We start from the raw sequence: 12,753 nt of genomic DNA on the forward strand, positions 1-12,753 counted from the left end.
TTAGGCTGCGTCGTCGTCCAGATCGACTTCGTCGGCCATCGCGACGACTTCACGGTCGGCATAGTGGCCGCAGGCCGAGCACACGTGGTGCGGGCGCTTGAGTTCGCCACAGTTGGGGCACTCGTTGGGGTTGGCCGCCGTCAGGGCGTCATGCGCACGACGATTGTTGCGGCGCGATTTCGATACTTTGTTCTGTTGGACAGCCATGTCACAACCTCAATTTCCTGTGGGCCCTGAGGCCCGGGTTTCACGGGTTAAGGCGGCTCTTAATCCGTCACGAGCCGCCGGTTCAACCCCAAATTCCGATGAGAGCGCGAAAATACAGCGAATCCCTTATAGAGCAAGCAGTTTTTTGCCTGAGCCTGATCTGGAGTCACTCATCGCCTTCCAGCTTCTTTTTCAGATCGGCCAGACCGGCAAACGGCTTTTGATGCTCGTCTTTGATCGGGCTGGCACCGGGCGGGGTGAATTCGGCCGCCACGGGGGGCGGATTGTCCTTGCGCGGATAGTCGGGCAGGGCAAGGGCAAGGGCCTCGATCATCACCGCCTCAAGGTCAATACGTTCGGTCAGCGGCTCAATCGTTTCGTCTTCGGACATTTCGATTTCCTCGGCATTTGCAGAGGGATTCGGCATCTCGTCAAGAAAACGGCGTGTCACATCGACATCCAGACGCGTGGTCACCGGCTCCAGCGTCACGACGCAGGGCTGGGTGACGGTGGCCCCCAGTTGCCCCTCCAGCCGCCAATCGCGGCCGCGATCCGCGGCAAGCTCACCCTTGAAGGACAATTTACGAAGTCCCGACAGGTCAAGCTGCGCCGCAATCGCCTCCTGCTTGGGGCGGTCGGGGCGAATTGAAAAGCGGTGCGGCTTGCGCTGCGAAAGATCGGCCAACCGCAAAACGGTGGTTTCAGGCGTGGTTTCGGGCATGATGAACGATCTTCCTTTCTTGAACCTTGCACTCACCTTGTTGTAAGCGGGATAAAAGCCGCATGCGGTCGAGATCAAGGGGGCAGCGATGTCTGCGAGTAGAAACCGAGTCGTGAAACTTGCTGCCGTACTGGGGTTGTCTGTGCTCACGGCATGTAGCGCGACCTATCGCAATCATGGATATGTCCCTCCCGAGGAAGACCTCCAGCAACTGGTCGTCGGGGTCGATACGCGCGCCACGGTGGACGATGTTGTGGGGCCGCCGTCGGTTGGCGGCGTTCTGGGAGATGGCAACTACTACTACGTCCGCAAAAGGGTGCGCGAATACGGCATGTTCCGCCCCGAGGTCATTGAGCGTCAGGTCTTGGCCATCAGTTTCGATGATACAGACGCGATTGCCAATATTGAACGCTTCGGGCTTGAGGACGGTCGCATCGTGCCGCTGTCCCGCCGCGTGACCGATTCTTCGGTGGTCGATAATGGGTTCCTGCGCCAGATGCTTGGCAATATCGGCAACTTCAACCCGGCCAATGCATTGGGTGGATAACGTCACAGATATGTCATGGCTTGCGTGATACGGGAGGCGGGCATACGCTTTCCCATGAGCGGGAGTATTCTGATGACTGGTTTTGCCAAAGGGCGATACATCGCGCGCCATGCCGAGGGCCCTGACGATGTCGAAGCCGCTCAGGCTTTGCGGTACAAGGCGTTTCACGGCTCTACCGAGGCAGGGCGCGACCGGGATGACTTCGACGATATTTGCACGCATATCCTCGTTGAGGAAGCCTCCAGCAAGCGGCTGGTGTGCTGTTTTCGCATCCTGCCTTTGTCCGGCGGTGGTGAAATAGGCCGCAGTTATTCCGCGCAGTTTTATGAATTGTCGGCACTTGCGGCCTTCGAGGGGCCGATGGTCGAGATGGGCCGCTTCTGCGTTGACCCCGAGGTGCGCGACCCGGATGTCGTGCGGGTCGCATGGGCCGCGATGACACGCTATGTCGATGACCACGGCGTCGAGATGCTTTTCGGCTGTTCGTCCTTCAAGGGAACCGATTCCGATACATACCACGACGCCTTTGCCATGCTGGCGGCAAAACACTTGGCGCCGCGCCGCTGGTGGCCAAGGGTCAAGGCGCCTTCGGTGGTCGAATTTGCCAAGAAGTTGCGCCGGCGCAGGCCGGATGCCAAGCAGGCCATGCTGCGGATGCCGCCCTTGCTCAGGACCTATCTTCTCATGGGCGGGTGGGTCAGTGATCATGCTGTGGTCGACCGTCAGATGAACACACTTCATGTCTTCACGGGGTTGGAGATCGCCGCCATCCCTCCGGCCCGCAAAAGGCTGTTGCGCGCCGTGGCGCAATAGGCGCGGTGCACCGACGCGATACCGACAAAAAACCGACGTGATGCCGACGTGGGTTTTCGGGCCACCTTGACGCCTGCGCGGCACCGGGATAGCCCGCCTGCATGGCTCGTGCTCCGCTTATGCAACTTTCCGACATATCGCTGACCTTCGGGGGCGATCCTGTGTTCCATGACCTCTCGCTAGTGATTCAGCCGGGGGACCGGGTGGCGCTTGTGGGGCGCAATGGGTCAGGTAAATCCACCTTGATGAAGGTCATGGCGGGGTTGGTGGAGGCCGACGCCGGGGGGCGCGTGGTTCCGCCGGGCACCAGCGTTGGTTACATGGAACAAGAGCCTGATATGTCGGGGTTTTCCACGCTTGGGGAATTTGCATCAAGCGCGCTTGAGGCCGGTGAAATGTATCGTGTCGAGATGGCGGCCGAAGGGTTGAAGTTCGACCCCGACCGCCCGGTGGAGACCGCTTCGGGCGGGGAGCGGCGGCGCGCAGCCTTGGCCAAGCTCATGGCCGAAGCGCCCGACCTGATGCTGTTGGACGAGCCTACGAACCACTTGGATATCGAAGCCATCGCATGGCTTGAGGCGGAGTTGAAACAGACACGCGCCGCCTTTGTCCTGATTAGCCACGATCGCGCGTTTTTGCGTGAACTTACCCGCGCAAACCTCTGGATTGACAGGGGAAAAGTGCGAAGGCAGGAACGCGGCTTCGAAGGGTTCGAGGCCTGGCGAGACAAGGTTTGGCAGGAAGAAGACGACGCGCGTCACAAGCTGGACCGCAAGATCAAATCCGAGGCCCGCTGGGCCGTGGAAGGCATCAGCGCTCGGCGCAAGCGCAATCAGGGCCGCGTGCGTGCCCTGCAAGACCTGCGCGCCGAACGGGCGGCGCAAATCAAGCGGCAAGGCACGGCGGCCATGGCGCTCGAGTCGGGGCCGAAGTCTGGTAAGAAAGTCATAGAAGCCAAAGATATTTCAAAGGCTTATGAAGATAAGCTCATCCTTCGCGATTTCTCGATCCGCATTCAACGCGGGGATCGTGTGGCCTTTGTCGGCCCCAATGGGGTGGGCAAAACCACGCTGCTCAAGATGTTGTTGAAAGAGGTGGAGCCTGACACGGGTACGGTGACACATGGCACCAACCTGCTGCCAGTGGTTTTCGACCAAGCCCGTGCGCAACTGGACCCGGAAATGACCCTTTGGGATAGCCTGACGGGCGACAAGGATATGCGGGTTTCAGGGCAGGCCGATCAGGTCATGGTGCGGGGCCAGCCGCGCCATGTGGTGGGGTATCTCAAGGACTTCCTATTCGATGAGCGGCAGGCAAGAGCGCCTGTTAAGTCTTTGTCTGGCGGGGAAAAAGCGCGCTTGCTACTAGCCAAGCTGATGGCGCGGGAAAGCAATGTTCTGGTGTTGGACGAACCCACGAACGATCTGGATATCGAAACCCTGGATCTGCTTCAGGAATTGCTGGACGATTACGATGGCACGGTCCTTTTGGTCAGTCACGACCGGGATTTTCTGGACCGCGTGGCCACGACGACAATTGCCATGGAGGGCAATGGGCGAGCCACGGTCTATGCCGGGGGCTGGAGCGACTATCAGGCGCAGAAGGGTGAGGATGCCCAGCCTGAATCCGCAAAAAAAGACGCAAAAACAAAACCCAAGCAGGCTGAATCAAAGTCAGCATCGCAAGCGAAGCCCAAGCTGAGTTTCACCGAGAAGCACCGGCTTGAGGAACTGCCCAAGGAGTTGGAACGGCTGGAAGCGGAGATTACCAAGCTGGAGGAATTACTGGCCGATCCGGAGCTTTTCACTCGTGAGCCAGTGAAGTTCAAGAAGGCGACCGAGGCCCTGACAACCCGGCAAGAGGCCTTGGAACAAGCCGAGGAAGAATGGCTTGAGCTGGCCGAGAAAGCGGAAAATGCTGGCTGAATCGGGCTGTCGGTATAACGTCGGTATCATGTCGGTAAAACGTCGGTGCAAAAATGGCTGAAGACAGACCCCTCAAAGACCGGATCAGGCTGCTCTACGAGGGACGCAGCAAGCGCGCATCGCGGTTTCGCTATGCGCTTCTGATCTTCGATGCGGTGACGATCATCTTCTTTCTGGCCACCGCAGCCATGCCCATCACGCGCGAGTTGCTGATGGCCGACGCGGTGATCGGCGGCTTGATCGCGCTGGACCTCATCCTGCGGTTATGGATTGCAGATAACAAGCTGCGCTTCCTACGGCGGTTCTACGTGATCGTGGATATTGCCGTTCTGGCTTCGCTTTTGGCGACGCCCTTCCTGGGGCAGGGGTTGGCGGTACTTCGGGTGCTCCGCTCGCTTCGACTTATTCATTCCTACCATCTGATGCGGGATTTGCGGCGGGACTCGCTTTTGTTCCGGCGGCATGAGGACACAATCGTTGCGGCGATAAACCTGTTGGTATTCATTTTCGCCATGACGGCGATTGTCTTGGTGGTGCGTGGGCAGGAAGAGCCGGGGATCACCAATTATGTCGATGCGCTGTATTTTACGGTTGCGACGCTGACCACGACCGGCTTTGGCGATATCACCATGACCACGCCCGCGGGACGGCTTTTGTCGGTGGGCATCATGGTGGTGGGCGTCGGCCTGTTCCTGCAATTGGTGCGGGCGATTTTCTCGCCCGCCAAGGTCAAGCACACTTGCCCGGAATGCGGGCTGACCAAGCATGATACGGATGCCATCCACTGCAAGCACTGTGGCAATGATCTGAAGATCGAGACCGAGGGCGCGACCTGAGGCGTTACTGCATGCGAAGGGCGCCGTCGAGGCGGATGACCTCGCCGTTCAGGTAATCGCATTCCACGATGAACCGCGCGAGCGAGGCATATTCCGCCGGATCGCCAAGCCGCTTGGGGAAGGTCACATCCTGCGCAAGGCTGTCTTGCACCTCTTGCGGCAGCCCTTGCATCATCGGGGTGAGGAAGATGCCCGGCGCAATCGCCATCACCCGGATGCCTTCGCGCGACAGATCCCGCGCCATGGGCAGCGAGAGGCCCACGATACCCCCCTTGGAGGCAGCATATGCGGCTTGGCCCTTTTGCCCGTCGAAGGCGGCGATGGAGGCGGTGTTGATAATCACGCCACGCTGGCCGTGCTGATCGGGGTCATTCTGGGCAATCTCGGCGGCGGCAAGGCGGGCCACGTTGAACGATCCAATGAGGTTGATGTCAATCGTGCGCTGGAAGGCAGAAAGGTCATGCGGGCCGTTTTTGCCAAGGGTTTTTTCGCCCGTGGCAATCCCTGCGCAATTGATGGCGGTGGTGATCTTGCCCATTTGCGATTTGGCGGTGGCAACGGCGTGTTTGACCGAATCCTCGTTGGTCACATCGGTTTCCACGAAGGTTGCGCCGATCTCTTTGGCCGTCGCCTCGCCCCGGGCGGTGTCGCGGTCAAGGATGGTGACCTTTGCGCCTTGGTCGCGGAAGTGGCGGGCGGTGGCCTCGCCCAGACCGGAGGCACCCCCGGTGATGATCGCAGCGGTTTCGGTGATGCGCATGGGTGACCTCCGTTTAAGAAAATGAACAAGTGTTCAGATAACGCAAGGCGCGGGCGCTGTCAAAGGAAACGGCGCAGCCAGCGGCGGGTGAGCGACAGCCCCAGCACGGTGATCAGGATGCGCCAGATGTGGTGCAGCGTGACGAGGGCCGGGTTGGCTTGCAGGCTAAGCGCCACAAGCGCCATTTCGGTCACGCCACCGGGGGCGAAGGAAATGAGCATGGTATCAAAAGGTTCGCCCAATGTGAGGTAAAGCGCCTCGGCGCAGAGGGCGGCGAGGATCAGCATCCCGGTGACCGAGATGATCGACAAGCCCGCGCCGCGCAGGATGAGCGCGCGGCTAAGCCCGGTGAACCGCATGCCAAGGGCGGTGCCCACCACGACCTGCGCCACATTGACCAGCCATTGCGGGATATCGAGCGGGTATGCCCCAGTAAGGGACAAGAGAGCGGCCACGGCCATCGGCCCGGTAAGTTGCTTTGCGGGCAGGCGCAGGAGGCGGCCGATTGCGAGGCCTGCAAGACCGGCCATGGCAATGCCGGGAAGCGCCTGCCATGGGACGACATCGCGGGCCAATGTCATGCCGCCGGCGCTGCCCACCGGTTCACCCAGCCAGAGCGAAAGGCCAAGGGGCAGGGCGGTAACCACCACGATCACCCGCAGGAATTGTTGCAAGGTCAGGCGGGCAAGGTCGGCCCCGGCCTCTTCTCCCATGGCGATGGATTCGAACAATCCGCCGGGGGTGGCGGCATAGAAGGCCGTGGCCCGGTCATAGGCCCCGAGGCGGCGAAAGACCGTGTAGTTGAAGGCATGGGCCACCACGACGAAGAGGGTGAGCGCCGCAAGGCTGAGCATCAGGCGCGGGATTTGCGCGAAAAGCGCGGGCGTGACCTGCGCGCCGATCATCAAGCCGATCACGGCGATGAACATGAGCCTGAGCCATGGCGGGAATTGGTAGCCATCCGGCAACCGCGTGGGCAGGGCCATGGCCACGGTGCCACTGAGTAGAAGCGGCCCCATCAGGAAAGGCAGCGGCAGGCCAAGGGCCTGCGCGCCAAAGGCGGCAAGCGTGCCAAATCCGAGCAGCGCGAGGGTGGTCAGGGCGTGGGACATGGCCCCATGAAACACCCCGCGCGGGGCTTGGCAAGGCAATGTCAGACGAAGGTGACGTGCTTGTTGAAGGGCATTTCGCGCAGGCGTTTGCCGGTGGCGGCGAAGATCGCGTTGGCCAGTGCCGGGGCGGCGGGGGGGACCGGTGGTTCGCCCACGCCGCGGACACTTTCACCGTTTTCCAGTCCGCGCACGGTGATCTCGGGGCATTGGTATTGGCGCAGGAAAGGGTAGGTATCGAAGTTCTGTTGCTCGGTCCGGCCTTCGGCGAAGGTAATCTCGCCCATCATGGCGTGACCAAGCCCCCAGATCAGGCCGCCTTGGACTTGGTTTTCGAAGTTCACCGGGTCGAGGACGCGGCCCACTTCGGCGGCGACGAAAGCGCGGTCAAGGCGGATGCCGTCGTCGCTATTGGTCACCTCGATGACCTCGGCGCAGGGCACACCGAACGAGAGGCAATAGGCCACGCCGCGGCCTTGGTTCTCGCCCAGGGGCGCGCCCCAGTCCGACATCTCGCCCACGGCCTCCAGCACCTTGCGGGAGGGGGCGTGGTTGCAAAGCCGAAGGCGCTCTTCCAGTGGGTCGGCACCTGCGGCGTGGATCAGTTCATCAAGGAAACTGTCGTGGAAGAAACCGTTGGAGGAGGCCCCGACGGAGCGCCAGGAGCTTACGGGCGCCAATCCCTCGACGCGGTAGCCGGTAACGCGGTAGTTGGGGATGGCGAAGGGTTGATCCCAAGCGCCAGCGATAATTTGCAAATCCGGGCCAGCGGCGGGCAGGCCTTGGCGGCCCATTTGCGAGGCTATGACCGAAGGCATGGCGATGCCAAGGTCGCAGGCGGTGACTTGGCCGTTGGCGACCGCACCGCGCCCACGGGCCATGGCGATTTGCCGGGGAAAGTCGTGCGAGATGTCTTCTTCGCGGCTGTAGGTGAGTTTGACGGGGCGGCCTTTGGCCTGCATCGCCAGTTCGGTGGCTTGGCGGACGACCATGTCTTCGAGCCGGTGGCCAAAGCTGCCGCCCATCATAAGCACATGCACATGGACGTTTTCAGCCTCAAGCCCTGTGATTTCAGCGACGTTATCCTGCACGAAACGGGGGATTTGCGTGCCGGTCCAGACGTCTACGCGGGTATCGGTGACGCGGACGGTGGCGTTGATGGGTTCCAATGGCGCATGGGCGAGGTAGGGGGCGCGGTAGTCGGCCTCGATCACCTTGGCGCTTTCGAGAACGGTGTCTACATCGCCCTCGTCCTTGTATTGGCTGTCTTGGGCATCGGGGGTGAAGCTGTTTTCAAGCCTTGCCCAATGATCTTCTTGGTTGGCGGGGTAAGGCGCGGGGCCCCAGTCCACCTTGACGGCCTGCACGGCCTGAAAGGCGCGCCACGTGTTGTCAGCCAGAACGCCGACGCCGCCGGTGATGGGAACGATTTTCTCGACGCCGCGCATGGTTTCGGCTTGGGCGGCATCAAAGCTATGCATTTCGCCGCCGATGGCGGGGTTGGTGCGGACGGCGGCGTGAATGAGGCCCTCCATCTCCACATCAATGCCGTAGTCCTGCGTGCCGGTGGATTTGGCCAGAATATCCAAGCGCTGCATGGGCTGGCCCAACTGACGCCACTGGCTTGGATGGCGCAGTGGGATACCCTCCACAGGCTCGATTTGCGCGGCTTTGCCGGCGAGCTCGGTATAGGGCATCAGGGTGTCGTCGGGCAGGATGACCGCGCCGCCACTGGTCATAAGCTCGTTGCGGGGTATTCCTGATTCGTGCGAGGCGGCCTCTTTCAGGGTTTCGCGGGCCATGGCTCCGGCACGGCGAAGTTTCTCGTAAGAATCCGGCACGGTGGTTGAGCCACCGGTGATTTGCACCCCAAGGAATTTCATCGGCGCGTCCAAAACGGCGCGGGTGGTTTCGGCCATGAACCCGGTATCGGTGGCCGGGAAGGGGGCCGCATCGGCTGAGAGCGCGGTGTTGTAATAGGCCGGGCTGGGCGGGCCTGGGTCGATTGAGACATCGGCCAGATCCACATCCAGTTCCTCGGCCAGAAGCGCGGCTTGTACGTGATAGGCCCCTTGGCCCAAATCGGCGCGCGGGGTGATCAGGGTGATCCCCTCGGGGCGGATCAGCACATAAGGTGTCAGGGCTGCTTCGCCGTCTTGCAGGTCGTCCAGCAGCGGATTGGCATGCGGGCGCTTGTAGGCCACGACGCCGAAGGCCACCCCGCCGGCAATGGCGGCCGATCCGATGAGGAAGGTACGACGGGCGATTTTTCCAGCGCGGCTCATCCCTTAGCCCTCCTGCAATGTTTGGGCGGCGGTTTTGACGGCGGCGCGAATGCGCGGGTAGGTGCCGCAGCGGCAGAGGTTGCCACTGAGCGCATCGTCGATATCAGTATCAGTGGGGTTTGGCACCTCGGCCAGAAGGGCGGCAGCAGCGGTGATCTGCCCCGATTGGCAATAACCGCATTGTGCCACTTGATGCTCGACCCAAGCGGCCTGGACCGCGTGCAGGGCCTTTGGCGTGCCAAGCCCGTGGATGGTGGTGACCTCGCCCCAGACATCGCCGGCCATCACCTGACAGGAGCGGACGGCTTGCCCGTCAATTTGAACGGTACAGGCCCCGCATTGCGCAATGCCACAGCCGTATTTCACGCCTTTCAGGTCAAGCTCGTCACGCAAGACCCACAAAAGGGGCATCTCGGGTTCAATGTCTAACTCGTGGGTCGTTCCATCAATAGTGAGTTGCATGGCGAGTGTCCTATTGGTGCCTTTTCGCCTACAAGTAAACCGACAAGTTCAGATGTCTAGGGGGGCGACCGTTTACCATACGTCATTTTGGGGGTGTCGCCACATTTTTGGCCCTGCGCCGGGACGGGCGCATTGGCCTTTGCGTTACTCTTCCGGGGTCAGGCCGACGGATTCGATTCCCGCCACGGCGGCGATCACATCGTTGTCGGAGGTGTCGCCGGTCACACCCACGGCACCGACGATGTTGCCGCGCTTGTCACGTACCAGAACGCCGCCCGGCACGGGTACGACCTGCCCACCGTAAACGCCGTTCACTGCGGCCATGAAATAGGCTTGCTGTTCGGCGCGGGCCATTTGCGCCCGGCCCGCCATGCCCAGCATGATCGCGCCATAGGCCTTGCCATGGGCGATGCCGAAGCGACCGGGGGCGGCACCATCTTCGCGCTCGAAGGCTTTGACGTGGCCGCCGGTGTCCAGCACGACGACGGAAAGCGGTTTGAAGCCTTCCTCGCGGCCCTTGGCCAAGGCCTTGCGGATGATCGAGCGGGCGCGGTTGAGCGAAAGTTCTGCCATAGTGGCCTCCTGTCTTATGCCGCGTCAGCGGCTTTGAGTTCCAACCGGCGGCGATGAAGCACCGGCTCGGTATAGCCCGAGGGCTGCTCGCGCCCTTTGAAGACCAGATCGCAGGCGGCTTGGAAGGCGATGCCGTCAAAACCGGGTGCCATGGGGCGATAGCTTGGATCGTCGGCGTTCTGCCGGTCCACCACCTTGGCCATCTTTTGCATGGCTTCCATCACCTCAACCTCGCTGACCACCCCATGGTGCAACCAGTTGGCGATATGTTGCGAACTGATCCGGCAGGTCGCGCGGTCTTCCATCAGGCCCACATCGTTGATGTCGGGCACCTTGGAACAGCCCACGCCCTGATCCACCCAGCGGACGACATAGCCAAGGATGCCTTGGGCGTTGTTTTCCACTTCCTTGAGAATCTGCTCTTTCGACCATTTCTGGAAGCTGGCCATGGGGATATCGAGCAGCGTATCGACAAAGGCGCGCCGCCCCCCGGCCTTGAGCTTGTCCTGCACGGCGAAGACATCGACCTTGTGATAGTGCAGCGCGTGCAGCGTGGCCGCCGTGGGTGAAGGGACCCAAGCGCAATTGGCGCCGGATTTGGGGTGTTCGATCTTTTGCTCCAGCATGGCGGCCATCATGTCGGGCATGGCCCACATGCCTTTGCCGATCTGGGCCTTGCCGGAAAGCCCACATTCCAGACCAATATCGACGTTCTGGTTCTCATAACCGCTGATCCATGCTTTGCGTTTGATAAAGTCTTTGCGGCTGAAGGGGCCGGCCTCCATGCTGGTGTGAATCTCGTCACCGGTGCGATCAAGGAAGCCCGTGTTGATAAAGGCCACGCGATGCGAGGCTGCGCGGATGCATTCCTTGAGGTTGACCGAGGTGCGGCGCTCTTCGTCCATCACGCCGATTTTGACGGTGTATTGCGGCAGGCCAAGGAAGCCCTCCACCTGATTGAAAATCTCGTTGGTGAAGGCCACTTCCTCGGGGCCGTGCATCTTGGGCTTCACGATATAGATCGAGCCATGCACGGAATTGCCGCTGTCGCGCTTGAGGTCATGCATGCCGATCAGCGTGGTGATGGCAGCATCCATCAGGCCCTCGGGGATTTCATTGCCGTCGGCGTCCAGAATGGCGGGGTTGGTCATCAGGTGGCCCACGTTGCGCACCCACATCAGGGCCCGGCCCTTGAGCGTCAGGTCACTGCCATCGGGCGCGGTATAGTGGCGGTCCTCGGCCAAGCGGCGGGTGATGGTCTTGCCGCCTTTGTCGAGGTTGGCCTCAAGATTGCCCTGCATCAGGCCCAGCCAGTTGGAATAGGCCAGCACCTTATCCTCGGCATCCACGCAGGCGACCGAATCTTCGCAATCCATGATGGCCGAGACCGCGCTCTCAATCTGCACATCGGCCAAGAGCGCCTGATCGCGGCAGCCGATGAAATGGGCGCGGTCGAAGATCAATTCCACGTGCAGCCCGTTGTTGCGCAGCAGGATGGCATCGGGGGCCTTGGGGTTGCCGCGGAAGCCGACGAATTTCTCCGGGCTGACCAGCGGGCAATCATCCACCAGAAGCGCGCCGTCTTGGACGTAGTATCGGCGCACATCGGCGTGGCTTGTTCCGACCAGCGGGAAGGCCTCGTCCAGGAAAACGCGCGCCCGCGCCACAACGCGGGCTCCGTGGCCACGGTCATAGCCGCCTTTGGGCGGCAGGCTGCCCATGGCGTCGGTGCCATAGAGACAGTCATAAAGGCTGCCCCAGCGGGCATTGGCGGCATTCAATGCGTAACGCGCATTGGTGACCGGCACGACAAGTTGCGGCCCGGGCACCTCGGCAATTTCTGGGTCGACATTGGTGGTTTCAATCTCGAAATCCGGGCCTTCTTCGACAAGATAGCCGATATCCTTGAGGAATTGTTTGTAGGCTTCGTGATCATGTGGCTGATTGCGGTGGCGAATATGCCAGTCGTCAATCTGCTGTTGAAGTTCGTCGCGGCGCTCAAGAAAAGCGGCGTTCTTTGGCGCCATGTCCTTGACCAGAGAGGCAAAGCCGGACCAAAACGCCCCGGGCGAGACACCCGTACCGGGCAGGGCCTTTTCATCCACGAAATTGGCCAGATCCTCGGCCACTTGCAAGCCGTGCTTTTCGATACGCTTCACCATGTCTCGCTCCCTCCCGGTCATGTTTCAAATGGGCATGCGGTTGCATGCGATTTTGGGGAAAGTAGCGGCAAAGTTTCCTATCGGCAACAAGATTGGTAAAAAAGAATTACCAATTACTGCCGTTGAGCCAAAAGGCACCAAGAAACACCGGCCCTAAAACGGTCCGGCGAAAAAGCTGTGCTTGGTAAAGTAAAATGGCGGAGAGACAGGGATTCGAACCCTGGGATCCCGTGAAGGATCAACGGTTTTCGAGACCGCCCCGTTCGACCACTCCGGCACCTCTCCGCGGGGGTCTGGGGGCTGCGTTTAATCGCCTCTGTCTGCTAAGACAAGGGGGTTTTGCATTGTTTGTG

General features: G+C 61.1%; 12 protein-coding genes and 1 tRNA gene. 4 read left to right on the forward strand and 9 right to left on the reverse strand.

All coding sequences use genetic code 11. The features are described from left to right. Both rpmF and QZ498_RS08615 read right to left on the reverse strand, forming a co-directional pair. Positions 1 to 207 carry a 50S ribosomal protein L32 gene (gene rpmF, locus QZ498_RS08610; RefSeq protein ID WP_294621470.1) on the reverse strand — a complete coding sequence of 69 codons (207 nt, stop codon included), beginning with the start codon at positions 205 to 207 and terminating at the stop codon, positions 1 to 3. 166 nt (positions 208 to 373) lie between these two features. After that, complete coding sequence (locus tag QZ498_RS08615) at positions 374 to 928, reverse strand: DUF177 domain-containing protein (protein ID WP_294621471.1); 555 nt, start codon at positions 926 to 928, stop codon at positions 374 to 376. A gap of 88 nt (positions 929 to 1,016) precedes the next feature. On the opposite strand from QZ498_RS08615, the gene QZ498_RS08620 reads away from it, so the two are divergent. The 4 genes from QZ498_RS08620 (at position 1,017) to QZ498_RS08635 (ending at position 5,049) form a co-directional block, all read left to right on the forward strand. After that, positions 1,017 to 1,475 carry an outer membrane protein assembly factor BamE gene (locus QZ498_RS08620; protein WP_294621472.1) on the forward strand — a complete coding sequence of 153 codons (459 nt, stop codon included), beginning with the start codon at positions 1,017 to 1,019 and terminating at the stop codon, positions 1,473 to 1,475. A gap of 72 nt (positions 1,476 to 1,547) precedes the next feature. After that, positions 1,548 to 2,288: a GNAT family N-acetyltransferase gene (locus tag QZ498_RS08625; protein ID WP_294621473.1), complete on the forward strand. Its 741-nt coding sequence runs from the start codon at positions 1,548 to 1,550 to the stop codon at positions 2,286 to 2,288. A gap of 101 nt (positions 2,289 to 2,389) precedes the next feature. Then, on the forward strand, positions 2,390 to 4,213 hold the full coding sequence (locus QZ498_RS08630) for an ABC-F family ATP-binding cassette domain-containing protein (protein ID WP_294621474.1): 1,824 nt from the start codon (positions 2,390 to 2,392) through the stop codon (positions 4,211 to 4,213). Between the two features lie 53 nt (positions 4,214 to 4,266). Next, positions 4,267 to 5,049, forward strand: coding sequence for an ion channel (locus QZ498_RS08635; protein ID WP_294621475.1), 783 nt, complete (start codon positions 4,267 to 4,269; stop codon positions 5,047 to 5,049). Positions 5,050 to 5,053: 4 nt separating this feature from the next. On the opposite strand, the gene QZ498_RS08640 is transcribed toward QZ498_RS08635, so the two are convergent. From QZ498_RS08640 to QZ498_RS08670, 7 genes are all read right to left on the reverse strand, one after another. Beyond that, a complete protein-coding gene (locus QZ498_RS08640) occupies positions 5,054 to 5,809 on the reverse strand; it encodes a 3-hydroxyacyl-CoA dehydrogenase (RefSeq protein ID WP_294621477.1) in 756 nt (251 codons plus the stop codon). 59 nt (positions 5,810 to 5,868) lie between these two features. After that, positions 5,869 to 6,921: an AbrB family transcriptional regulator gene (locus tag QZ498_RS08645; protein ID WP_294621478.1), complete on the reverse strand. Its 1,053-nt coding sequence runs from the start codon at positions 6,919 to 6,921 to the stop codon at positions 5,869 to 5,871. Between the two features lie 41 nt (positions 6,922 to 6,962). After that, entirely contained in the window at positions 6,963 to 9,203 is a 2,241-nt protein-coding gene (locus tag QZ498_RS08650; protein ID WP_294621479.1) for a molybdopterin cofactor-binding domain-containing protein, read from the reverse strand. Between the two features lie 3 nt (positions 9,204 to 9,206). Beyond that, positions 9,207 to 9,665, reverse strand: coding sequence for a (2Fe-2S)-binding protein (locus tag QZ498_RS08655; RefSeq protein WP_294621480.1), 459 nt, complete (start codon positions 9,663 to 9,665; stop codon positions 9,207 to 9,209). A gap of 144 nt (positions 9,666 to 9,809) precedes the next feature. Continuing rightward, positions 9,810 to 10,238, reverse strand: a complete 429-nt coding sequence (locus QZ498_RS08660) for a heme-binding protein (RefSeq protein WP_294621481.1) — start codon at positions 10,236 to 10,238, stop codon at positions 9,810 to 9,812. A gap of 14 nt (positions 10,239 to 10,252) precedes the next feature. Beyond that, entirely contained in the window at positions 10,253 to 12,400 is a 2,148-nt protein-coding gene (locus tag QZ498_RS08665; protein ID WP_294621483.1) for a malate synthase G, read from the reverse strand. 195 nt (positions 12,401 to 12,595) lie between these two features. Next, a tRNA-Ser gene (locus QZ498_RS08670) sits at positions 12,596 to 12,685 on the reverse strand. Positions 12,686 to 12,753 lie beyond the last annotated feature (68 nt).

This window comes from uncultured Roseovarius sp. (assembly GCF_913057115.1).
Lineage (GTDB): Bacteria > Pseudomonadota > Alphaproteobacteria > Rhodobacterales > Rhodobacteraceae > Roseovarius.